Genomic DNA, 22,287 nt, shown 5'->3' with positions numbered 1-22,287 from the left:
CGCGCTGTCGGCTTGTCAGGCGTGCCCGAGCGCGCTGTTCCGGCCGATCAGGAAGTTCTTCGCGGGCTCGCCCGGCAGGTACCCCCACGGGAACGACGTGAGGTTGCCGCCGATCTGCCCGAACACGGCCGCGGCGGCCGGCAGGTCACCACTCACGCTGAACGCCAGCGCGAAGGTGTTCAAGTACACCGCCGAACCCGGGCGGAACTGCGCCGCCGGATGCCAGATGGAGTACTCCGCGGCGGTCCGCAGATCCCGCCGGACATCCGCACGGCTGATGTACTGCGTCGCCGCCTCGCCCTCCCGATCCGTCATCACCTCGAGGTGCGCGACCGCGACCAGGCTGTGCAGCATGCTGCCGTCAGGGCTGCGGCGGGCGGCATCCTGGGCGAAGCTGTGCATCCACTGCTCGTTGCCCTGCCACTTGGCGCACAAGGTCTGCAGCCACTCCTCGTGCGCCTTCAGGTGCGTCGGTTGCCGCTCGGTCGCCTGGCGGAACCGGAACTCGCCGTCCTCCAGCGGCAGCTGGAGCCCGCGGGCCGTCCGGACCAGGAACGCCCAGGCGGCGACCTCGTCCGGGTCGCGCGCGACCACGTCGTACAGGCAGGACTCGGCGATCCGGAGCCGCTCGAAGAACAGCCGGAACTGGTCGGCCCGCGTGTACTGCGCTTGGTAGCCGCCCCGCGCCTGCCAGGCCCAGGCGACCGCGTGGCAGCCCTGGACGAGCTGAGCCAGCGGGTCGTCGACAGCTCCGATCCAGTTCTGGACACCGAGCGCGGAACCCGCGGTGTCGAGAAGGAATGCGCGGTCGTCCGGATGCTCGGTGCGTTCCAGGATGCCGCGCGCGGTCGGCCAGTCGCGGGCGCTCAACGCGTCGCAGAACGAGCGCGCGGCCGGATCGCCCATGCAGGGATCGATCTCTGGCAGCTGCTGCTGTGCGGATTCACGGCGGAGCCTCATGTGGGTGATCCTCCGTCGCGGCGGTGCTTGACGTAGCTGACCAACCCGACGATCGCGCCCATCACGACGAACTTCGACGCCTGCGCGGCGATCTCCTCCGTCGCGAGCGCGAGCACCACGCCGAGGAGACAGAGCACCAAGAAGGGCGCCCACACGATCGGGCGGTTGCCCCAGTACTGCACCTTGTCGCGGGTCCGCACTGAGCTCTTCGGGATCTCCTCCGGCGCCCGCTCCGGCAGCTGCACCCGCAGCGGCCTCGCCACCGCCGAGTCGAGCAACGCAACAGCCTGCTGCCCCTTCTGCCACATCGTCGGCTCGACAGTCACCTGGTAGCCGTCCTGCCGGATCAGCAGCCGCCCGCCGTCCGGGTAGGCGACCATCGCGGCCAGATCGTCGTACTGCGCGGAGATCGCCGCATCCTCTGCCTGGCGGTGGATCTCGGTCCGCCCTACCGTCAGCTCACCCTTCGCCACGGGACTCCCGACCGGCCGGAACCGCTGGCCGCTCGGCTGCTTGCCGGCAGCAGGAGGACCGTCCAGCCACGTCAGCTGGGGGCTACCGGCACCAGCCCGGTCGACAGAGACCAGCAGGTCGCGCCACAGCCCGTGGGCAGCCTGCCGCACGTCCGCGACAGTCACCGCCTCGGTCTCGGCGACCAGCTCGTCGGCGCTGGTCGTGACCGGGCGTCCGGTCAGCACATCTCGTGCGGCGAGGAACGGCAGCCACTCATTGATCGGGTGGGAGGCGTACTGCCGGATCTGCTGGTTCAGGTCGTCGCGCAGCTCGGTCGGGTCAGGCCCGCGGTCGCGGAGCCGGCGCAGCACCGCCGTGCTCTGGTCCACCACCGTCGGCACCGCCTCGGCGAGGACATCCATCCCCGCGGTCAGCATGGCGTGATCAGCATCGACCGGCTCGTACGACGACCAGGCGCTGTAGCCGACCCCGGCCCCGTGCCGCAGCCCTCGCTGCAGGTCGCGCTGCAGCGCCCGCAGCATCGTCGTCGCCGCAGTCGTCCGGGCGATCGTCCCGGACAGCGCGATCGTGTTCTGACGGCCGACGAACCCGGCAGGCGTGGGCTGGTCGCAGGGGCGAGCAGGAGCCGGGAGGACTCGTGGGCCCGGCTGCAGCGGCAGCTCGAGCCCGGCCGGAGGTGGTCCTGACAGCGCGAGCACTGCGTTGCCCTGCGCGTACGCCCATCCGGCGAGCGCGCGGAGCCCGTCAGGCTCAGCCGTGTACAGCCCCAGTTCGTCGTACCCGCCAAGGCCCGCGCCGCGGGCGCCGTACCGCCAGAGCAGGTGACCGCCGGTCAGGCCACCGCCGCCGCGGGTCTCGCTCTCGGCCCGCAGTACTCGCCGCTCGTGCTCCAGGTCTTTGAAGTCCGGCTCGGCCAGCCAGCGGCATACGTCGCGCAGGAACGCCACCACATCCTCGGGCTCGCCCTCGACGTCGAAGCTCGAGTAGAGCAGGCTGACGTGCCCGTTCACCGGCACCCGGACCGAGTCCCGCCCGTGCAGCGCCAGGTGCTCGATCAGGTGCAGCCAGCCGCGCGTCGGCAGCGACTCGTCCACCATCCCGGCGCGGAACCACAGACTGGCCCGCAGCACCCCGTCCCCCGGCGCCCAGAACACCGGTACGCCGTCCACCTCCGTCGACTGCAACACGTCGCCGCCCACCCCTGGACCCCCAGATCTCGACCAAATACCGGCTCATCTTGCCGGATGTCGAGACGCGGAGTCGCGGGATTTGCGGGATTGCAGCTTTTGACATCGCCCGACGTGGGTCAGAGCGGGTGGCGGGACTCCTGGGCGATCAGTTCCTCGACGGCCGCGCGCAGCTCGGCGTCCTGGTCCGGCCCGGACCAGACGACGATCCGCGCTTTGTCGCCGAGCTTGTCGGCGACCATTTCGCGGGCCGGCGTCGGGTCGCCCTGGTTCAGCAGGACCACCAGGCGCCTGCCGTCGCGCTGCAACCGGTCGAGCAACGGCGGCAGCGTCGATCCGCGGAACAAGCCCGGATCGCTCTTCACCTTCGTCTCGACCATCACGCCCCGCCCGCGCACCACCAGCAGGAAGTCGGCGCGGTCCCGCGCGAACTCGCGGTCGTGGTAGACCCGGGCCTTCGGCCAGAGCCGCTGCAGCGCCTCGTCCACGTCGGCGTCGTACCGGGCCGCGAGCCGGCTGACCCGCGAGCTCGTCCCGCGCGGGCGGAACGACTCCGGCGTACGGCGTACCGGACGGCGGCGCCCGATCAGCGGCAGGAACCATCGGTAGAGCCTGGTGTCGATCATCGGCGGACCCCCTGGCCCTAGGTCGTCACTCACCGGGGAGTTTTCCAGAGCCCAGGAGCGGCAAAACCTTCCCGCCGGTGTCGACGGCCGATCGTGACCGCACTGCGACAAAAGACCGGGGCCGCCGAGCAGCGGCGACCCCGGTGAGAACTGCTGTCGATCGATCAGGCGTTCTTGATCGCCGAGACCTCGATCTCCAGGGTGACCTTCTCGCTGACCAGGACGCCGCCGCCCTCGAGGGCCGCGTTCCAGGTGACGTTCCAGTCCTTGCGGTTGATGGTGACCGCGCCGTCGAAGCCGACCCGGACGTTGCCGAACGGGTCGGTCGCCGTACCGGTGTACTCGAAGTCGATGGTGACCGGCTTGGTGATCGCCTTGATGGTCAGGTCGCCGGTGACGGCGAAGACGTCGTCGCTCTTCTGCTCGACCGAGGTGGAGACGAAGGTGATCTCCGGGTGCTCGTCCATCTCGAAGAAGTCGTTGCTGCGCAGGTGCTCGTCGCGCTGGCTGTTGCGGGTGTCGATGCTCTTGGCCTGGATCGTCACCTTGACGGAGGAGTTCGCCGGGTTCTCGCCGTCGATGTGGGCCGAGCCCTCCCACTCGTTGAACGAGCCGCGGACCTTGGTCACCATCGCGTGCCGGGCGACGAAGCCGGTACGGCTGTGCGCGGTGTCGATCGTGTAGTCGCCGGTCAGCGCGGCGTAGCCGGTCGTGCTCATAACTGGATCCTCCGGGGCAGGTAGTTGAAGTTTGTACCGTTAGCGTGCCAGATCCAGGTTGATAAGTCCACCCCATGATGCGGCTGTCATCGAGCTGTGACGCAGCGGTGTCCGGAATTTGAGTTGCCTGCGTCGTCGATCCGGGTTTGAGTGGGGGCTCGGTCCAGGTGAGGAGTACGTGGTGCAGGCGCTGAACGCGGACGAGATCCGGCGGTCGTTCGTCAACTCGTCCAAGAGCCAGGTGAAGGCGATCACGCTGCCGGCCGGGCTGACCGAGCTGCCCTGGGAGTCGCTGGACTTCCTCGGCTGGCGCGACGCCAAGGCACCGGCCCGCGGGTACGTCGTCGTACCGCGCGGGGACGGCGTACTGGGCATCGCGCTCAACACCGCGGCCACCGGCAAGCCGCGGCGTGGGACCGGGCTGTGCGACCTCTGCCACACCGCGCACCAGGTCAGCGACGTGTCCTTGTTCGCCGCCCGCCGGGCCGGCTCGGCCGGTCGCGCCGGCAACACCGTCGGCACCTACATCTGCGCCGACCTGGCCTGCTCGCTGTACCTGCGCGGACTGCGCGACCCGGAGGTCCCGCAGGGCGAAACCGTCGGCCCGGAGGTCCGGATCGAGCGGCTGGAAAACCGGCTTGAGAGTTTCGTGTCGCGGGTACTGGCCTAGCGCCTGGAGCGGCAGAATCGGCTCCGGCAGACTGGACTCGGGGAACCAGGCTGGGATCAGGCCGGACAGGGAGAACGAGGTCGCGATGTCGGAGTTCAGAATCACCCACGAGATCCACGAGGTCCACCCGGACATCCGCGAGAAGCTCACCACCGCGACGATCGACGCGATCAACGAGTCGAGCGCCCGCTCCGCCGAGGACGCCGCGCTCGTGCTCCGCAACCGCCTCGGCGAGATCGGTGTCCACATGAGCCCCGAAGCCTGCCTGGCCGCGGTCGAACGCATCCGCTCCGGCAAGAGCCTCCGCTTCGAGATCGAACGCGAGGACCCGGAGGACTGAGTACGCCGTACGACGCCGGCTCTCCTGACCGGATGTACGTCGGCGTCGACCTCGCCTGGGGCCAACGCGGCGTCACCGGCCTCGCGGCCGTCGACTCCTCAGGTCGTCTTCTCGATGTCACCGTCCAGCAAACCGACGAGGACATCTTGGCCTGGCTACGCCAGTGGACCGCCGGCCCGTGCTTCGTCGCGTTCGACGCCCCCGTCATCGTCCGCAACGCCACGGGCCACCGCCCCTGCGAACGCCTGATCTCCCAGTACTACGGCCGCTACGGCGCTTCGTGCCATGCCGCGAACACCACGAACCCCAGCTTCACCAACGGCCCCCGAGCGTTGCGCCTGATCGAGCACCTGGGCCTGGACCTCTCCCCCACCGCCGAACGCCGCGCCGCCGAGGTCTACCCCCACCCCGCGCTGGTCGTCCTCTTCGACCTCCCCCGAATCCTCCAGTACAAGGCGAAACCCGGCCGCGACTTCACGCATCTCCACCAGGAGATGCTCCGCCTGGCCACTGGTCTGGAGTCCCTGTCGGCGGCGACCCCACCTCTGATCCTGGACACCCCCACCTGGCACACCCTCCGCCAGTCCCTCACCAGAGCCACCCGGAAAGCCGACCTCAAACGCGCCGAAGACGCCCTCGACAGCATCGTCTGCGCCTACATCGCCGCGTACGCAGCAACCCACCCGTCGAAGGTCCGCTTGTTCGGCGCTCCCGAGTCAGGCCAGATCCTCGCCCCGGTAACCCCAGCCCAAGCAACCCGCTACGACGCGTCGTTCACTCCTTCAAATCATCTGCCTTCAGCAACGAGATCAACCCAAGATCAATCTCCCCCAACGCCTCCGCCCCACCCTGCCCCCGATCAATCACACACAACGCCTCCCGAACCTCCGCCCCCAACCCCCGCAGCTCCTGCGTAGACACCACGATCTGCCCACCGCTCGTCACCACGTCCTCAACCACCAACACCCGCCGCCCCGCAACCTCAGCCCCCTCAGCCAACCGGCACGTCCCGTACCGCTTGGCCTCCTTCCGCACGAACGCACACGGCAACCCGGTATGCCGCCCCAGCGCCGTCACCACCGGAATCCCACCCATCTCCAACCCCGCTAGCACCTCAACTCCATCAGGCACCAACGCAGCCATCGCCTCCCCCACCGCATCCAGCAGCACTGGATCAGCCTCAAACCGATACTTGTCGAAATACCGATCGGTGACCCGCCCCGACCGCAGAGTGAACTCTCCCGTCAGATACGAAGCCTGATAAATCCGCCGCCCCAGCTCAGCTTTGTCCACGCCAGAGACCCTAATTCACCCGGCCTGACACCACTCTGCCCATCCCCACAGCACGCCCACTCCCACGAGCCGCTCGCCATTCCTCTTCACCACCGAGTCGGCGCCCACGACGTCAGCACGACGACCAGCCCACTCCACCACCGCCGGCCGCACGCCTTCCCCTAACCACCAGGGACGCCTGGCCAACCACGCCCCGGCCTTCGCTCCCTCACCACCACGCCCTAGCGCCCGCGCCCCCTCAGGCCCTCACCGCCACTACCCGCGCTGCGCCGAGCCAACTCCCACCCTCACGCGCCCGCTCCCCTCACCCCGCCTTGCGTTCCTCCTCCGGCGGCAGCAGCTTCCGGAACGCCTCCACCCCAATGATCGGCACCCCCAGCTCCCGTGCCGCCCGCGCTTTCAGCGACAGGCTGTCCACATCCGCCGCCACCACAAACGTCGTCTCCGCCCGCACCGCCTCCTGCGGGCTGAACCCAGCCGCCACCGCCCTGTCCCACCACACCTCGCGCGGCTCCACCATGTCCCCGGTGAACACCAGCGTGCTCCCCCGCGGGAACCCACCCGCTCCCGGCCGCGCCGGTACGACGTACAACCCGTTGCTAGCAGCAACCAACGCCTCGTCCACGTCAGCCGCCTGCCGCCCGAGCATCGCCGCGACCCGATCCAGATCCGCCCGTTGCTCCTCGGTCAGCCCACCATCCAGCCAAACCGCCGCAGCCAGCTCTGTCAGATACACCCCGTGCATCCGATCAACCTGCGACCGCGTCAGCCCCAGATCCGTCGCCACATGCACCAGCAGGTCCGCCCCCGCCGCATCGATCTCCCGATCCGCGAGCAACGTGTCCAGCACACTCAAGTACGAGTCAGCCTGCGGCGGCTCCGACACCCGTGGCAACTGATCGACGAGTCGACTCATCCACCCGTGCCGCCCACCCGCGTGCACCGGCCGCACCGTCGGCTCCCGATGCGTCCCCGGCAACACCGGCCACGGCAACGACCGAATCTCCTCGTACGCCCACTGCCAGGGCGGCGGCGACGGGAACGACTGCAGGTACCGCCCGAACAACTCCGCCGTCGCCCGAGTGTCAGCAAGCGCCGAATGCCAACCCTCCAAGGCGATCCCGGCCGCAGCGCAACAAGCCCCGAGCGTCCGCCGCGACCCCGGAAACAGAAACCCCGCCAGCGCCATCGTGCACATCGACCGCTCGGTGATCAACGGCACCTCATGCCCCAACCGCGCGAACTCCGCCCGCAGGAACCCCAGATCGAACTCGACGTTGTGCCCCACCACCATCCGCCCCGCCAGCAGCTCACCCAGCCGAGCCGCGACATCGACGAACTCCGGCGCCGCCAGCACGTCGGCGGTGAGAATCCCGTGAATGTGCTGCGGCCCCAGATCACGCTGCGGATTGAGCAGCGTCACCCACTCGTCCTCGAACCGCCCCTGCGCGTTCAGCAGCACAACGGCGATCTCGATCACCCGGTGCCGGTGCCCGGGCAGCAGGCCGGTCGTCTCGGTGTCGATGACGGCATACATCGGCGACGCCTCCTCCGGATCGGTCCGTGGTTTCCAGCTGCGACCAGCCAATCACAGCCCACCGACAATTCCTGACGCCACGAACTACCGCGGTACGTCGACCGCGATCTCCTCGCCGAGCGTCGCCCCGAGCCCGAGGTCCAGGTCGTCGCCGCTCCAGAACCGCCCCGGGTCGTACCAGTTCGGCCGCCGCCCGCCCGGCAGCAGCCCCATCTCCTCGTAGGTCAGCGCGACCACCTCCGCGCAGTACGCCGTCTCGAGCACCAGCTCGCGGTCCCCGCGCCGGAACGCCGGCACCCGGCCGCGGATCCACCGCGACGCCAGCCGCGCCGTCGACGGGAACGGCGTACCGTCCAGGCGCGCGACGACCCGCAGTACGGCGTCCTCCATCTCCTTGCCGACCTCGTGGTCCAGCTGCCGCAGCCAGGCCCGCTGGCCGTACTTGTGCGCCCATGTGGTCACCGCGTCGCGCAGGTCGTGCAGCTGGACGCCGCGCTGGTGGTTGCCGGTCCAGACGTCGGGCAGCGACCGGCCCAGCTCGGCGTGCCACATCAGCGGCGGCAGGTCCTCGATGACGATCGCCATGCCGACGTGGTTGACCGGGCTGTTGGTGGTCAGCTGAATCGCCCGGTCGGCCGCGGACTCCCCGCGGAACAGCCAAATGTCACCTGTTCGTGTCAGTTCCGTAGCGTCGTCCAGCGTTATCCGGGTCTCCACGTCGCTAGGTTAGTGCTCATGAAGGTATGGAAGGTGCTCGGAGTCGCCGGACTGGTGGGTGTCGCGGCGACCGGTGTGGTGATCGCACGGGGCGAGCGCAAGCGTCGCTCCTACACCCCCGAAGAGGTTCGGGACCGGCTGAAGGCGCGGGTCAAGGAAGCCGCGAACGCCTAGAGGTTGTGCAAGGCAACATCTTCCAGGCGGCCCGAGCTGATCGTGGCCGTCTGGTAGGTGCAGTACGGCTGGCTGCGCCGATCCGTCGGCGAACCGGGGTTGAGCAGCCGCAGCCCACGCGGTGACGTCGTGTCCCACGGGATGTGACTGTGCCCGAAGACCAGCACGTCCACGTCCGGGTAAGCCTTCTCCGCACGCAGCTCGCGCCCCTGCTTGCCACCAGTCTCGTGTACGACGGCCAGCCGCACCCCGTCGAGCGTCTCCCGGGCGACCTCCGGCAACCGCCTGCGCAGCTCCGGCCCGTCGTTGTTCCCCCAGCAACCGATCAGCCGCTCGGCGCGCTCGCTGAGCTCGTCGAGCAGCTCCACGTTCACCCAGTCGCCGGCGTGGATCACCACGTCGGCGGCGTCGACCGCGTCCCAGACCGGCTGCGGCAGCTTCTTCGCCCGGACCGGCAGGTGGGTGTCGGAGATCAGCAGCAGCTTCATGCCCTCAGTCTGTGCCGAGCTGCGCGATCAGTTCGCGCTCCCGCGCCGGGCTGAGCCCCGCCTTGCGCTCCCGGTCGAGTCCCAGCTCCTGCTCCCACGCCAGCGTGTCCCGGAGGACCTCCTCCCGCGACCGGTGCTTCAGACCGGCCTCAGCCGCCGCCTGGCCGCTACGGTTCGACCAGCCCTCGTAGCCCGGCTCCGTGAGCCACATGGCCAGTGAGTCGGGTCCCATGTACTGCTCGACCTTCTGCTCCTCCAGCCACTCCCTGGGGGCCAGCACCACCGGACCGGTGTGGCCACCGACAGCCCGCGCCGCCTCGATCCACTCGCCGAACGGCACCACTGGTCCCACGGTGTCGAACGTCCCGGTCACCCCCTGCTCAGCGCAGTCCAGCAACCAGGAGGCCAGGTCCCGTACGTCGATGATGGAGGTGGCGAGCTCCGGCGTGTCAGGTACCAGCAACGGCTCCTGTGGCGCCCTGGCCGCACGGGCGACCCAGGCGCCGCCCCGGTCGCTCCGGTCGCCCGGTCCGCCGATCAGGCCGGCCCGGGCGATCAGCAGGCGGTCTCCGACAGCAGCTGTCGAGGCCTGCTCGCAGGCGACCTTCGCTTCGCCGTACTGGTCGCGGTCGGCGGTCAGCGCCGCGGTGGGCTCACGCAGTGCGGCTGACTCGTCAGCGCCCGGCGTACTGAAGTCGGCATAGACGTTGCCGGTGGAGATGTAGGTCCAGTGCTTCGCCTGTACGCCGAACGCCTCCAGCGCTTCCCTGACGAAGCCCGGCTGCCACGACACCTCGAACACCGCGTCCCACTGCTGCTCCGGTACGCCGTCGTACGCACCGGGCTGGCTCCTGTCAGCCGTGACGAGCGTGGCGCCCTCCACTACGCCACCGCTCTCGCCGCGCGCCACACAGGTGACCGCGTGTCCGCGGGCCAGTGCCTGCGCCGAGATCTCGCGCCCCAGAAAGGCCGTGCCGCCCAGTACCAGAATCTGCATGCCTCCCAGCCAAGCAGCTCGCTGCAGCGTTTCCCACCGCCTCTGCTGACAGCAGAGAGCGCCCTGCCGCCAGCAGCCAGTCACCACGGCGTACGGGGTCTTGCGGAGCACCTGGTCGCGGCGCACTGTCAGCAGAAGAGGCCTACACCAAGGGGGATGTCATGACCGGCTTCGTGCAGTTCATCGAGTACCGGACGTCGCGGCAGGAGGAGATCGCCGCGCTGATGAGCGACTTCCGCGAGAAGCGGCAAGCCGCGGCCGACGGGCCTAGCCCGACCAGAGCGATGTCGTGCGCCGACCGCGACGAGGAGGGCCGGTACTGCGCGGTGATCGAGTTCGCGTCGTACGAGGAGGCGATGGAGAACTCCAACCGCTCCGACACCGGCGAGTTCGCGGCCACCCTGGCGGAGCTGTGCGACGGCCCGCCGACCTTCCGCAACTTCGACCGGCAGGACGTGGAGGAGTACCAGCCCTGACGTAGCGAGCGGGCCGGCACCGGAGGGAGTTCGGTGCTCGGCCCGCTCGGCGGGAGGACCGGGTCCGCGGCGCCGGACCCGGTCGTGGTCATGGAGTCATCTGGTCAGCCCGCGCTGGCCCGTGGCACTCAGCCCGTTGTCCATGAACTCGGAGAACAGGTCCTTGCCGGGAGCGAACCCGGAGTGCTCCGCGGGGAACACCGGCCCGGCTGAGCCGTGCTCGGCCGGGAAGATCGGCCTGGTCGCTCGCCGCCCCGGGCCTTCGCTGCCGCCCGAGCCCGGCTCGCCTCGCCGGGCGTCCGCACCGCCCGGTTGCGCCCCGCGGCTGCCCCCGCGGCCGTCCCCGCCCGGTTCCGCCGCCCGGCTGTCCCCGCCCGGCGGGTTCAAGCTCGGCCCCGGCCCGTCGTCCTCCGCCTCCGGCGCCGGATGCAACTCCGGCCACGGCTGCGGCGGCAGATCCTCCCGCCGCAGTACCTCCGGGTCCGGACCGGGATCAGGATCCAGCCACTCCACCTCGGTCGCCCCGCCGTGCCCGTGGATCGCGATCACCGACTCGATCCCGTCCCACACCGTCGTCGTCGGATAGTCGCCGTACCACCGCAAGGCAACAGCCCCGTCGGTGAACTGCACCCCTTCGGCAACCGCCCCCGTCCCGCTCACCCCCGACACGTCCTCGTGCCGCATCAACCGAAACCGGCGAGATCTCATTTCGGCGCGACCTCCCACAACCGCTCCCCCGGCAACGGCCGCCCGGTCCCCGGGTCCCCTGCCGCCACCGGCTCACTGGTCACCCGAAGCCCCGCGAACCGCCGCGACATCGCCGCCGCGTACCGGTCCGCCAACTCCGCCTCAGCGCAGTAGTCCGCAACCGCGTGCTCCCCGAACCAGACCCGCACCCGCCGCCGCTGCGGCCCCGCATGGTCCCCGCCCATCAGTGCACCCGACGCAAAACCAGGAGGCCCACCACGCAGCCCCGTGACCTACCCACCAGCGACATCGACTCGCACATCACGTCATCACTTCCACTTCCCTGTGGGGATGGGTTCACAGATAGTGACGACCCCATCACCACTTCATGACGCGACTTCTGAGATTTCTTTTTCAGTCCACCCACACCGCCGGCAGGAAGCGCTAGGTCACCTCACAACCCACGGCTCCCACACGGCCAGATCAGGCCCGTCAGGCGTCGTACCGGCCCCGAAGTACTTCGTACCCGCCCCCGGCAAATACGCAGCCACGAGCAGCGCGAGATTGTGCAGCAGCAGCACCGGCAGATCCGGCCGAGCACCGACGACCTTCTCGAACACCACCAGCGCCTCCCGCCGAAGCACCTCGTCCCCGCGGAAGCGGATGTCGACCTCCACCGGATACGCCTCGATCGCCTGAACATCCTCAGGCTCCGGATCCACCTCGACATGCCCGTTGCGGCGCACCACAAACCCCATCCAGTCGCCGCCACCACTCGACCGCCCCCGGAGCCTGACCTCATCACCGCCCCCGGCCATGATTTGGAGCCCCAACACGTCACTCAACCAAACCGCGACCGCGTCGATCGGCTCATCCGACCCGACGAACAGACTCCCGTTGTCGGACAACCTCAGTCCTCCCCCAGCAACACCCAAGGCGCCCACGGCTCCACCTCAGGCGGATCGAGCCAAACACCGTCACCGAAGTAGTGCATCCCAACCCCCGGCCGACTAGCCGCCACCAATTGCTCCAGGTTGTGCGACAACAACGCCGGCACGTCAGGCAGCTCCCGCGTCAATACCTCGAACGCCAGCCGCGCTTCCTCAGGCTGCGTCTCCTTCAACCGACGGCTCTGAATGTCCACCAGCACCGGATAGCGATCCATCGCCTGCACCTCCCCAGGCTCGGGATAGTGGTCGTTCGGTCCGATGAACACCCCGATCCACCCGTCGAACGACCGCCCCCGCGCCCGGTACTGAAGCTCAGCGCCGACCACGCCCATGTGCTCCAGCCCCAACGCCACCGCAACCCGCGCCGCAACGTCAGCCAGCGGCGCATCGCTCGCCAGGAACACCTCATCGCTGGCGGCCACCGCTCACCTCACAACCCACGGTTCCCAAACCGCCAGATCAGGCCCGTCAGGCGTCGTACCGGCCTCGAAGTACTTAATCCCCGCCCCCGGCAGATACGCCGCAACCAACAGCGCCAGGTTGTGACACAACAACACCGGCAAATCAGGCCGAGCCGCCACGACCCTCTCGAAAGCTGCCTTCGCCTCCGCCCGCAGCACCTCTTCGTCCTTCCCGAGGTACTGCACGTCGACCTCGACCGGATACCCATCCAGCGCCTGGACGTCCTCAGGCGCCGGATCCGCCTCGATGTACCCGTTGGCCCGCACCAGGAACCCCACCCAGCCGTCGTCCACACTCACCGCCCGCGCCCGCAACCCAACCTCCACCGGCGACCAACTCAACACCTCGGTCCCGAGCGCCGCCCCCAACCACCCAGCGACCTCGCCCACCGTCTCGTCCGACCCGATGAACAGACTTCCGTTGTCGGACATCAGTTCTCCCTCTCGTAAGTGACCAACCGTCCGTCGCCGAGAATCACGTGGACGACTGGTGCAACAGTTCTACCTGCCTGCGCACACGCACGGCGGAAAGCGCGCAGAGCTTGGCCGTACCCGAGATCGACCATCCGGCCGTCGATGACGACCTCACCGATACCCTCGACCTGGTCGGTCGCTCGCTCGATGCTGCGTTTCACTCCGTTGGGCGACGCGCTGTCGAGCCTCTTGAACTCCGTGACCCGTCCTGGGTCCGTCCCATCGCGACGAACCATGGCGTCCGGGTTCTTGAGCCCGTACTTCTCGTGGTTCTCCGGCCGCGCGTCCACTCGCCATCCTTCGATCACGAGCCGATCGGCGATCGCCTGCTCCTTCTCGTCGAACTTCTCCAACGGGTCGTGCACCGCAGGCGAGAAGTCAACCCCGAAACTCCGCGGCGTGAACGCCGGATCGAACTCCGTCTCCCCCACCTCGACCGCGATCTCCGGCACCTCCACCACCCCCGGCGCCTCCCCCTCCTCGTACGCCGGCAGCTCCACATCCACCACCGGTACGACGACCTCCGGCACCACCACAGCCTCGCCGTACTCAAAGCTGGCCGTCACCCGATCCACCGCGATCACCAGCTCAGCCCGCTCCCACGCCTGCTCCCCCGCAGCAGTCATCGCCTCCAGGAGCTCCCTCGCCGCCTCCCCCAGGTCGACCGCGATCTCGTACTCCGGCTCCTCGCGCTCCCCATCCTCCTCCGACGAGTCCGAGTCCGAGGACTCCTTCGCAGCAGCCCGCAGCTCCCCCTTCGGGTCGACCACGATCTCGACCTCGAGCTCCTCCTCCGGCTGCTCCTTCTCGCGTTCCTCGGCGTCCTTCTCCTGCCGCTTCCGCAGCTTCTCGAACGCCTTCCGCGCCACCCGCACGAGCGGCGGCTCCCCCTCCTCCGGCGCCTCCAACGGCTTGAACCGGGCAGTCAGCCGCCGAGTCCGCCCGAACACATCCTGCTCAGCGACATCGTCGCCCCCACCAGTCGCCTTGTTCCGATCCGCAGACCCCTCATCCGGCCGCGACGACGACCGCCCGTCCCCCACCAACCGCTCTGCCCACGCCCGCGCCTTAGGCGGCGCCATCGACAGGTAGTGCGCCGCCGCCTCACAGGCCCGAGCGGCAGCATCCAGCTGCTGCGCAGCAACCGTCGCCCGCCCCTGCGACGCCACGATCGCCAGCGCTGCGTTCTCCCGGCACCGGTCCGCCGTCCGCTGCAGGTGCTGCACCACCTGCGGCACCTCGTCCAGGCACTCGACCAGTCCCCGGGCCACCCGCTGCAGATCAGACGGCACGCGCTGAGACCTAGATCTGGTCCGCGTAGCTCTTGCAGCCGGCCGACGCGATCTCCAGCGCCTCAGCGGCCTGCTCGACCGCCTTGCCGGCCGCGTCGAGGATCTCCGAGATGTCCCGGTCCACGCCGGTCGCCGTACCGGCGATCAGGCTCTCCACCTGCGCACTGTGCTGCGTGAACCGCAGCTTGAACCCGGCCAGCCCGCCTGCTGCCTGCTTGGCCTCGGCAGATACCTGGTGCAGCTGTTCCTTGAGCCGCTGTACGTCCGACACGTCGACTGCCTCTTCCCTAGGAGTTGCGCTTCTTCGGCAGCACGATCGCCGTACCCGACACCACCACCGGTACGCCGATCGCCAGCCACCACGGCAGCCCGGCAGCCATCAGTACGACGACCAGCCCGGCGCCACCCCAGCCCCACCAGCGTGCTCCAGGCAACCGGGGCAGGCCCAGCACCCGGGACGCCGCCAGCATCGTCACCGCAGCGATCGCCGCGGCTTCCACACCGGCCAGGAACGACTGCGCCACCCACACCACGAGCAGGGCGGCCACTGTCAGGGCGGCGCTGATCGTACGGCGCTTGCGCCGCTCCTGCTCGGCCAGGGCTGTTGCCCGGACCTCCTCCAGCTTGTCGACCGTCTCCGCGAGCTGCTTGGTGATCCGTGCGGCGACCACCTCGATGTCGGCGATCGCCCTGATCTCCGGCAGCGGTACGGCAGTCCGCTTCCCGTCTGGCGGCAGTCCTGCTCGCTGCAGGCTCACAGCAGCCTTCTCCGCAAGCCCGTTGAGCCGGACCTCCAGCTTGTGGCCCCGCTCGGCCATGGCGTTGGCCTCTGCCAGCGCTGTCGCCTCCGCCTGGGTCTTGGTCGCCGTACGCCGGTCCTGCTCCTGCTGCGCATCCGTACGCGCTCCAGCAACCTGCCGCAGCGCCCGCGCGTACTCAGCCCACTCCTGCTCTTCAGTCTTCATCGCCGCACCAGCTCCAGGTAGCGGTCGACCTCGTCCACGCGCAGCGGGGCATAGGGCACCACGACCTGCGCCTCCGGGTGCAGCCCGTCCCACAGCAGCCCACGGTGCGGCTCCGACGCCCAGCGCACCAGCGGTCCAGCAACAGCCCGTACGCCGTCCTGCGGGTGCCGCAGGAACAGGTGGGTCGCCACGTTGGCCCGCCCGTACCCCAGCTGCTCAGTACAGACGTGCAGCCGGTTCCACCACCCAAACGTGACCAGCCCCTGCGTCGGCCCATCTCGCACGATCTCCTGCAGCGCGTTCGACGGGCTCTCGAAGAAGCCCTCCGCGTGCACCTGCATCTTCGGTACGGCGTGCAGCCCGAAGCCCAGCAGGTACGTCGTACCGCCGACGCGCCCCTCCTTGACCATGTCGCGCAATGCGAACAGCTTCGGCGCGACATCGCCGTGCTTGTCCACCGTCTCCACCTCGCAGCCAAGGGACCGCAGCGCTTGGATCAGCGCCCCCTTGCCCTCAGCAACGGCAGGAGCCGAGTCGGTCCCGTCCAGGAGCACGAACCGCGGCGGTACGGCGGCAGCAGCCGCAGCAGACACCGCCAGCCCAGTCAGCACACCCAGCGCATCAGCGGGCCCGTCTCCGAGCACCAGCACACCAGCACCCGGCTCCGGCTGCACCTCTATCGCCACCGGCTCCTCGGTAACCGCAATGGGCAGCCCCATCCACGGCCGGCCGAGCTCCGCCTTCACCGCAGCGGCAGTGTCAGTCAGCCGCGCCGGCTCAGCCAGGTGGAACACACGCGGCGCCCGCGTCGTACCGGAGCGCTGCCACAGCTCGTGCCGCAGCTCGTCGAGCACTGGTTTGTCGGCGAAGCTGACCAGCACGTGCTGGTTGTCGTCCGGCGAGCCGAAGTTGGCGTTGAGCACCGCCTCACCACGGAACTGCAGCTCGGCAGCAGCCGTGTTCGCGGTCCGCAGGATCGCCTGCGAGTCGGCAGGAGTCGTCTTGAGCGCGATCCGGTACGGCACCTGCCCGAAGATCGAGTCCCGCCTCGTCGACAGGCGCTTGACCCCCTCGATCGTCTGCGTCGCCAGCACGACGTGTACGCCGTACGCACGGCCCAGCCGGACCAACCGCTCCAGCAGCCGCGCCGCCTCGTCAGCCAGCTCGTCGTCGTCCTCCAGCAGCACCTGGAACTCGTCCAGCACCGCCAGGATCCGCGGCGGCCGCTCCGGCCCAGGAGCCAGCTCAGCAATGTCAGCAACGTTGCCGTGTGCCTTGAAGATCTCGCTGCGCCGAGCCAGCTCGTCGGAGAGGTGCCGCAGCACAGCGAGGCCGAATGCCCTGTCGCTGTGGATACCGAGCACCCGGACGTGCGGCAGCCAGTGGTCGCGCTCCGCGGCCGGCCCGAGCGCCGAGAACTCCACACCGTGCTTGAAGTCGAGCAGGTACATCTCCAAGTCCTGCGGCGCGTAGCGGGCGGCCAGACCGTGGATCATCACCAGCAACAGGTTCGACTTGCCCTGCCCGACCGCACCGCCGACCAGTACATGCGGCAGCGCCGGGTTGCCGCTCCGCAGACGGATCAGCGCAGGCGTGCGGTCGTCGTACCCGATGACTGTGCTCAGCTCGTCCCGGACCGGTTGCCACCAGCTGGAGCGATCCGGCAGCGTCCGCTCGAAGTCGATCGTCGGCAGGACGGCGATCTCGGCCAGCTCGGCCACCACGTCACAGATGCCGGTGGCAACGTTCGCCTCGAACGGCGGATCCGCCTTGGCCTGCACGTTGCCGAGCTGCGCGACCTCGACCTTGCCGTTGGTCACCGATACCGGTGTGAGCAGGTCGAGCAGCTGACGTGCGTCCACGTCGGAGTCAGCAGCCATCGCTGGGTCGTGGTGGACCAGGAAGCAGATGCCCCGCTCGCCACCGGTCGCAGCGAGCCGCAGCAGGTCGCGCTGGGCGAGCGTGTCGATGCCTGCCGGGTAGTCGAAGAGCACGATCAGCCGGTACGGGTCGGTGACGCGCCCGGTCTCCCGGATCAGTTCCTCGAACCGCTTGTGCCCGAGTTGCGCCTGCCGGCTGGCCCGCAGCGACGACACGTCGACCAGGCTGGACAGCACCGCGTGCAGCTGCTCGGCGGTGTGCGTTGCCCTGGGCACCAGTTGCGGGTACTTCGTGGTCAAGTGGCCGAGCAGGCCCATCATGCCGGTCAGTCGCGGGTCGAACGAGTCGATCCGCAGCCGGAACGGCTCCGCCGCCGCGATCAGCCGCAACGCGGTGCTCTGCAGCAACTGCCGGGCCGCCTCCGGCCGGTCGGCGGTGACTCGCCAGCCGTTCGTTCGCAGCAGCGGCGCGACTACCGGCGTACCGGCGTCGAGCTCGCCGACGCGCACGTACGACGGGATGCCGGCGCCGACCAGCTGGCGGGAGCGCCAGCGGGCGTCGTTCGGAGGGATGGAAGCGAGTCCGGGAGCGAGTCGGTCGGCCAGCAGCCGCGCAGCAGGCTCAGCACTGGCCAGCGCCTCAGCGGTAGCGGCCTCCACCAGCCCGCTGGACTCACGCCGGGCGATCGCCGTCTGCTCCTGCAGCTGACGGTGCAGCTGTACGGCGCGCTGGTGCTCGCCACGGGTCAGCTGGTGGGCGTTCTCGAGCAGTTGCGCCAGTGCGTGTTGCAGACCGCGGATCCGGGCTTCCAGCACCTCCGGAGAAACCGGTCCGGGCGTCGTTCCCCCGTCAGGCGCCTCCGTCACGAGCACCGTCCTTCCACCTTCGCCCCGCGACCTTCACTGCCGCGGTCAACCATGTCACACCAACCGTCCCATGTGTCACTCCAGGCACCACAAGTCTCACCTGCCGACCCCTCCGTCCGCCGCCTCAGAGCGGGGCGACGATCTCGAGCTCGTAGCCGTCGCCGTTGTGCAGGAACGCGGCGTAATGCCGCGGCCCGCCGGCGTACGGGTGCCGGTCGGCGAACATCAGTGTCCACCCCTGGTCGGAGGCCTCGGCAACGATCGCGTCGACCTCGGCCCGGCTGTCCGCGTTCAGCGCGAGATGGTTCATCCCGGGCCGCAGCCGGTCGTGCTCGGTGGCGCTCAGCGCAGGGCTCTGCTCGACCACCAGGTAGCTGCCGTCGGGCGCGGTCCAGATCTGCCCGCCCGGCCAGCTGTCGCCGTCCTTCCAGCCCAAGCGGCCGAGGATCCAGCCCCAGCTCTCGACGGCGCGGGACAGGTCCGGGACCCAGATCTCGACGTGGTGCAGCGCGGCGGCCATCGGAGCATTATCTGTGCTCGTCGAGACGGGTCGACACCGCCATCGAGACCAGCCCGGAAACGACCAGCCAGACCGTCGCGGCGACCAGCCACGGCCACCACTCGTGCCCGGCCGCGGCGGTCGCGACCGCCTTCCCGAAGAGCCCACCAGCAGGCGCGAAGACGAGCACCAGCAGTGCCCGCGCCACGGTGGTCTCCTTGGTCATACTTCATTGTCCGAGCCGATCGCCGCGCTCGCAGCGACACGGCGCGCCTTCCCCTTTTCCAGCGGCGTTTTCCGGCCGTTCGGCGCGAAGTTCCGGTCGAGTCCCGAAGAGTTCCGGTAGAGGGCCGGTTCAGGTCCTGGGCCGGGCCGCAGCGCCTGGGAAAGATTGTCCGTAGCAGGGTTTAACGTCTTTCTGGACAACGGAAACAGGATCGGGGGCACAGTGAGCGGGACCCGGATCGAGACCACGGCGTACGGCGCGGCCGCGCTGGAGCGGCTGTCCGAGGTCGTCGCGCGGCTGAAGGCCGACGACCCGATGAAGCCCGTCACGCTGCTGCTCCCCGACAACCTGACCGGTGTGGTGGCGCGTCGTTTCCTTGCCTCCACAGGCATCGCGGCGTTGTACCTGGCGACGTTGTCCCGTCTCGCCGAGCAGCTGGCGGCCGGTTTGCTGGCGCCTCGACGACCCGCGACCCGGCCGATCGTCGCCGCGACCTGGCGGACCGCGCTGTCCAAGGCACCAGGCATCTTCGAGGAGGTCGCCGACCACCCGTCCACCATCCAAGCGCTTGCTGCAGCGCACCGAGAGCTGCGCGACCTCAGCGATCCCGCGCTGGAGAAGGTCTCGGCCGCCTCCGGTCTCGGCCCGTCGCTGATCCGCCTGCACCGCACGGTCCGCGACGAGCTCAGCAGCGACTGGTACGACGAGACCGACCTGCTCCAGGCCGCCGCCGCCCGTGCCGAGGCCGAGCCGGCCGTCGTCGCCGAGCTCGGCTCCCTGGTGCTGTACCTGCCGCAGGAGCTGAGCCAGGCCGAGGCGTCGTTCGTCGCCTCGCTCGGGATCGCCGCCGCCGATCTGACCGTCGTCGTCGGGCTGACCGACGTCCGCCGGGCCGACCGCGCGGTCCGCCGGTCGCTGGAGAGGATCGGGATCGATCTGCCGCCGTCGATCTCGAAGAACTACCCGGTCGCCACCGAGGTGCTGAACGCCTCGGACGCCGACGACGAGGTTCGGTGCGTCGTCAGGGATCTCGTCACCGTGCTCGAGAAGACGCCCGCGCACCGCGTCGCCGTGCTGTACACCGCGGCTTCGCCGTACGCCCGACTGCTGCACGAGCACCTCGCAGCCGCCAAGATCACCGCCAACGGTCCCGGCACCCGCCCGGTGCACGAGCGCGCCTTGGCGCGGACGCTGCTGGAGGTCCTCGCGCTGGTCGACCGCGACCTCCCGCGCGCCGATCTGTTCCGTGCATTGGCCAACGCTCCGACCCGTGACTTCACCGGCGAGCGAATCCCGGTGCCACAGTGGGAGCGGCTCTCGCGCGCTGCCGGTGTGGTCCGTGGCGACGACTGGGAGATCCGCCTCGGTCGGTACGCCGAGGCCGAGCGGCGGACCGCCGAGCAGGAGCAGCTCACCGACGATCCGCGCCCCGCGGTGATCCGCCGCGCGCAGTACAACGCGTCGCACGCGCATCGCCTGCACACCTTCGCCGTCGAGCTGCGCCGCAGGCTGGGTGCCGCTGCGGTGATGGAGAGCTGGACGCAGTTGTCGGAGGTCGTGCTGCGGCTCTTCCACGACCTGCTCGGCGACTACGCAACACTGCCCGTCGAGGAGCAGTACGCGGCCGTCGCGGTCGAGGGATCGCTGCGCGGGCTGTCGACGCTCGACGAGCTGGGTACTCCGGCCAGCCTGAGCGTGCTGCGCGACGTACTGGATCTGGAGCTGCAGCAGTCGCTACCCCGGATCGGGACGTTCGGCACCGGCGTCCTGGTGGCTCCGCTCTCAGCTGCCGTCGGCCTGTCGGTCGACGTCGTCTACGTGGTCGGGCTCGCCGAAGACCTCTACCCGGGCCGCCTGCACGAGGACGCTCTGCTCCCGCACCACGTCCGCGAAGCGGCGGCGCCCGAGCTGGCCTCGGCACGCGATCGTCTCGACGAGAAGCAGCGGCATCTTCTCGCCGCGTTCTCGGCCGGATCGGCGCGGGTGGTTGCGTCGTTCCCACGCGGCGACCTCCGCCGATCGAGCCGTCGCCTGCCGACCCGCTGGCTGCTCGGGACATTGCGCGATCTCAGCGGCGACCACGCGCTGGCCGCCACACTCTGGGACCAGACGTCGTACGGCGATCGCCTGCTGACCTCCGCGTCGTACGCGGGATCGTTGACCACGGCAAGGATGCCGGCCACCGAGCAGGACTGGCAGGTCCGCGCCGCGACGGCCGGGCTGAACCTGGCGGACAGCGTGGTAGACGGCGCCCGGTCGTTGCTGTGGGCCCGCGCCGGCGACAGCTTCACCCGCTTCGACGGCAACCTCTCAGGCGTCGACGGCCTCCCCGACTACGCCCTCGAGGACCGGGTCGCCTCACCCACCTTGCTGGAGTCGTACGCGACCTGCCCGCATGCGTACTTCGTCGAGCGGCTCCTCCAGGTCGAGCCGCTGGAGGCGCCCGAGGACCTGCTGGTGATCTCACCGGTCCAGATCGGCAACCTGATCCACAACAGCCTGGACGCCTTCGTCAGCCGTCTCGCGGGTTCGCTCCCCGGGTACGGCGAACCTTGGACCGCCGAGCAACGATCGCTGCTGCTGGCGATCGGTGCCGATTTCGCCGACCGCTTCGAGGCCGAGGGCCTGACCGGCCATCCCCGCCTGTGGCAGCGCGAACGTCTGCGCATCCTCGGCGACCTGCTGGTCCTGCTCGACGACGACGATCACTGGCGCGCCGAGCACAACGCCTCGGTGGTCGCCAGCGAGCTCCGCTTCGGCCTCGACGGTGAACCGCCGGTCGAGATTGCGATCCCCTCCGGTCGCGTCCTGCTCCGCGGCTCGGCCGACAAGGTCGACCTCGGCGAGGACGGCACGATCTACGTCACCGATGTGAAGACCGGCGGCTTCTCCCGGTACGAAGCGATCGAGGCCGACCCGGTGGCCGCCGGGACCAAGCTGCAGCTCCCGGTCTACGCGTACGCCGCCCGCGCCCGGCTCGGTGAGGAGTCGACGCCCGTCGAGGCGTCGTACTGGTTCGTCCGCAAGGGCGGCCGCCGGATCCCGGTCCCGCTGACACCCGAGGTCGCCGACCGCTACGTGCACACCCTCGACGTGATCGTCTCCTCGATCGCCGCCGGCCACTTCCCTGCCAAGGCCCCCGAGATCCCGGACTTCCTCTGGACCCAGTGCCCGTACTGCAATCCCGACGGCATCGGCCACAGCGAGGCCCGTGCCCGGTACGACCGCAAACGCTTCGACCCGACCTTGGAGCGCCTCGTGCGGCTGATCGATCCCACCGCCCTGCCGACCTTCGAGGAGCTGAGCCTCGATGACTGACCTGCTCGAC

The 22,287-nt window shown here is 69.6% G+C and carries 25 protein-coding genes and 1 pseudogene; 6 read left to right on the top strand and 20 right to left on the bottom strand.

Features of this window, described 5'->3' with window-relative positions:
- Positions 1-15: 15 nt before the first annotated feature.
- The 4 genes from AB0M01_RS11860 to AB0M01_RS11845 all read right to left on the bottom strand — a co-directional run bounded on the left by AB0M01_RS11860 (position 16) and on the right by AB0M01_RS11845 (position 3,966).
- A complete protein-coding gene (locus tag AB0M01_RS11860; protein WP_363668301.1) occupies positions 16-960 on the bottom strand; it encodes a hypothetical protein in 945 nt (314 codons plus the stop codon).
- Entirely contained in the window at positions 957-2,621 is a 1,665-nt protein-coding gene (locus tag AB0M01_RS11855) for a hypothetical protein (protein ID WP_363668299.1), read from the bottom strand. Before AB0M01_RS11855 ends, AB0M01_RS11860 begins: the two co-directional genes overlap by 4 nt.
- A gap of 119 nt (positions 2,622-2,740) precedes the next feature.
- Entirely contained in the window at positions 2,741-3,247 is a 507-nt protein-coding gene (locus tag AB0M01_RS11850) for a hypothetical protein (protein ID WP_363668297.1), read from the bottom strand.
- A 164-nt stretch (positions 3,248-3,411) separates the two neighbouring features.
- Positions 3,412-3,966 carry a YceI family protein gene (locus tag AB0M01_RS11845; RefSeq protein WP_363668295.1) on the bottom strand — a complete coding sequence of 185 codons (555 nt, stop codon included), beginning with the start codon at positions 3,964-3,966 and terminating at the stop codon, positions 3,412-3,414.
- 181 nt (positions 3,967-4,147) lie between these two features.
- On the opposite strand from AB0M01_RS11845, the gene AB0M01_RS11840 reads away from it, so the two are divergent.
- The 3 genes and pseudogenes from AB0M01_RS11840 to AB0M01_RS11830 all read left to right on the top strand — a co-directional run.
- Entirely contained in the window at positions 4,148-4,636 is a 489-nt protein-coding gene (locus tag AB0M01_RS11840) for an FBP domain-containing protein (RefSeq protein ID WP_363668293.1), read from the top strand.
- A gap of 85 nt (positions 4,637-4,721) precedes the next feature.
- Positions 4,722-4,976 (top strand): hypothetical protein, encoded by a 255-nt coding sequence (locus AB0M01_RS11835; protein ID WP_363668291.1) that lies wholly within the window; start codon positions 4,722-4,724, stop codon positions 4,974-4,976.
- Between the two features lie 32 nt (positions 4,977-5,008).
- Positions 5,009-5,647 (top strand): annotated as a pseudogene (locus AB0M01_RS11830) (DUF429 domain-containing protein); the annotation flags it as partial.
- A gap of 103 nt (positions 5,648-5,750) precedes the next feature.
- Here the strand turns inward: AB0M01_RS11830 and pyrE are convergent.
- The 3 genes from pyrE to AB0M01_RS11815 form a co-directional block, all read right to left on the bottom strand.
- Positions 5,751-6,269, bottom strand: coding sequence for an orotate phosphoribosyltransferase (pyrE, locus tag AB0M01_RS11825; RefSeq protein WP_363668289.1), 519 nt, complete (start codon positions 6,267-6,269; stop codon positions 5,751-5,753).
- Positions 6,270-6,573: 304 nt separating this feature from the next.
- Positions 6,574-7,806 (bottom strand): exonuclease domain-containing protein, encoded by a 1,233-nt coding sequence (locus AB0M01_RS11820; protein ID WP_363668287.1) that lies wholly within the window; start codon positions 7,804-7,806, stop codon positions 6,574-6,576.
- An 84-nt stretch (positions 7,807-7,890) separates the two neighbouring features.
- Positions 7,891-8,523, bottom strand: coding sequence for a hypothetical protein (locus AB0M01_RS11815; protein ID WP_363668285.1), 633 nt, complete (start codon positions 8,521-8,523; stop codon positions 7,891-7,893).
- 18 nt (positions 8,524-8,541) lie between these two features.
- Here AB0M01_RS11815 and AB0M01_RS11810 point away from each other — a divergent pair, with 18 nt between their 5' ends.
- Positions 8,542-8,697, top strand: a complete 156-nt coding sequence (locus AB0M01_RS11810) for a hypothetical protein (RefSeq protein ID WP_344182890.1) — start codon at positions 8,542-8,544, stop codon at positions 8,695-8,697.
- On the opposite strand, the gene AB0M01_RS11805 is transcribed toward AB0M01_RS11810, so the two are convergent.
- Both AB0M01_RS11805 and AB0M01_RS11800 read right to left on the bottom strand, forming a co-directional pair.
- Positions 8,694-9,185, bottom strand: coding sequence for a metallophosphoesterase (locus AB0M01_RS11805; RefSeq protein WP_363668283.1), 492 nt, complete (start codon positions 9,183-9,185; stop codon positions 8,694-8,696). The two genes, AB0M01_RS11810 and AB0M01_RS11805, sit on opposite strands and share 4 nt — an antisense overlap.
- 4 nt (positions 9,186-9,189) lie before the next feature.
- The gene (locus AB0M01_RS11800) at positions 9,190-10,182 is read right to left on the bottom strand and encodes an NAD-dependent epimerase/dehydratase family protein (protein WP_363668281.1); all 993 of its coding nucleotides are present in this window, start codon (positions 10,180-10,182) and stop codon (positions 9,190-9,192) included.
- Between the two features lie 161 nt (positions 10,183-10,343).
- Here AB0M01_RS11800 and AB0M01_RS11795 point away from each other — a divergent pair, with 161 nt between their 5' ends.
- Positions 10,344-10,658, top strand: coding sequence for a hypothetical protein (locus AB0M01_RS11795; protein WP_363668279.1), 315 nt, complete (start codon positions 10,344-10,346; stop codon positions 10,656-10,658).
- A 96-nt stretch (positions 10,659-10,754) separates the two neighbouring features.
- Here the strand turns inward: AB0M01_RS11795 and AB0M01_RS11790 are convergent, their stop codons facing one another.
- The 11 genes from AB0M01_RS11790 to AB0M01_RS11740 all read right to left on the bottom strand — a co-directional run bounded on the left by AB0M01_RS11790 (position 10,755) and on the right by AB0M01_RS11740 (position 18,959).
- Positions 10,755-11,366, bottom strand: coding sequence for a hypothetical protein (locus AB0M01_RS11790; RefSeq protein WP_363668277.1), 612 nt, complete (start codon positions 11,364-11,366; stop codon positions 10,755-10,757).
- Positions 11,363-11,590, bottom strand: a complete 228-nt coding sequence (locus AB0M01_RS11785; RefSeq protein ID WP_363668276.1) for a hypothetical protein — start codon at positions 11,588-11,590, stop codon at positions 11,363-11,365. Before AB0M01_RS11785 ends, AB0M01_RS11790 begins: the two co-directional genes overlap by 4 nt.
- A gap of 204 nt (positions 11,591-11,794) precedes the next feature.
- Positions 11,795-12,253 (bottom strand): hypothetical protein, encoded by a 459-nt coding sequence (locus AB0M01_RS11780; protein ID WP_363668274.1) that lies wholly within the window; start codon positions 12,251-12,253, stop codon positions 11,795-11,797.
- A gap of 2 nt (positions 12,254-12,255) precedes the next feature.
- Positions 12,256-12,717 carry a hypothetical protein gene (locus tag AB0M01_RS11775; RefSeq protein WP_363668272.1) on the bottom strand — a complete coding sequence of 154 codons (462 nt, stop codon included), beginning with the start codon at positions 12,715-12,717 and terminating at the stop codon, positions 12,256-12,258.
- A 3-nt stretch (positions 12,718-12,720) separates the two neighbouring features.
- Positions 12,721-13,188: a hypothetical protein gene (locus AB0M01_RS11770; RefSeq protein ID WP_363668269.1), complete on the bottom strand. Its 468-nt coding sequence runs from the start codon at positions 13,186-13,188 to the stop codon at positions 12,721-12,723.
- Entirely contained in the window at positions 13,188-14,522 is a 1,335-nt protein-coding gene (locus tag AB0M01_RS11765) for a hypothetical protein (protein ID WP_363668267.1), read from the bottom strand. Before AB0M01_RS11765 ends, AB0M01_RS11770 begins: the two co-directional genes overlap by 1 nt.
- 10 nt (positions 14,523-14,532) lie before the next feature.
- Positions 14,533-14,793: a hypothetical protein gene (locus AB0M01_RS11760; RefSeq protein ID WP_012922179.1), complete on the bottom strand. Its 261-nt coding sequence runs from the start codon at positions 14,791-14,793 to the stop codon at positions 14,533-14,535.
- Between the two features lie 16 nt (positions 14,794-14,809).
- The gene (locus tag AB0M01_RS11755; protein WP_363668265.1) at positions 14,810-15,487 is read right to left on the bottom strand and encodes a hypothetical protein; all 678 of its coding nucleotides are present in this window, start codon (positions 15,485-15,487) and stop codon (positions 14,810-14,812) included.
- The gene (locus tag AB0M01_RS11750; RefSeq protein ID WP_363668263.1) at positions 15,484-18,234 is read right to left on the bottom strand and encodes an FtsK/SpoIIIE domain-containing protein; all 2,751 of its coding nucleotides are present in this window, start codon (positions 18,232-18,234) and stop codon (positions 15,484-15,486) included. The genes AB0M01_RS11755 and AB0M01_RS11750 overlap by 4 nt, the downstream gene beginning before the upstream one ends.
- Before the next feature lie 124 nt (positions 18,235-18,358).
- Positions 18,359-18,754: a VOC family protein gene (locus tag AB0M01_RS11745; protein ID WP_363668261.1), complete on the bottom strand. Its 396-nt coding sequence runs from the start codon at positions 18,752-18,754 to the stop codon at positions 18,359-18,361.
- 7 nt (positions 18,755-18,761) lie between these two features.
- The gene (locus AB0M01_RS11740) at positions 18,762-18,959 is read right to left on the bottom strand and encodes a hypothetical protein (RefSeq protein ID WP_363668259.1); all 198 of its coding nucleotides are present in this window, start codon (positions 18,957-18,959) and stop codon (positions 18,762-18,764) included.
- A gap of 222 nt (positions 18,960-19,181) precedes the next feature.
- Here AB0M01_RS11740 and AB0M01_RS11735 point away from each other — a divergent pair, with 222 nt between their 5' ends.
- Positions 19,182-22,277, top strand: coding sequence for a PD-(D/E)XK nuclease family protein (locus AB0M01_RS11735; RefSeq protein ID WP_363668257.1), 3,096 nt, complete (start codon positions 19,182-19,184; stop codon positions 22,275-22,277).
- Positions 22,278-22,287: the final 10 nt, after the last annotated feature.

It is taken from the genome of Kribbella sp. NPDC051770 (assembly GCF_040681455.1).
Classification (GTDB): Bacteria; Actinomycetota; Actinomycetes; order Propionibacteriales; family Kribbellaceae; genus Kribbella.
This window is presented reverse-complemented; position numbering and strand designations above follow the sequence as displayed.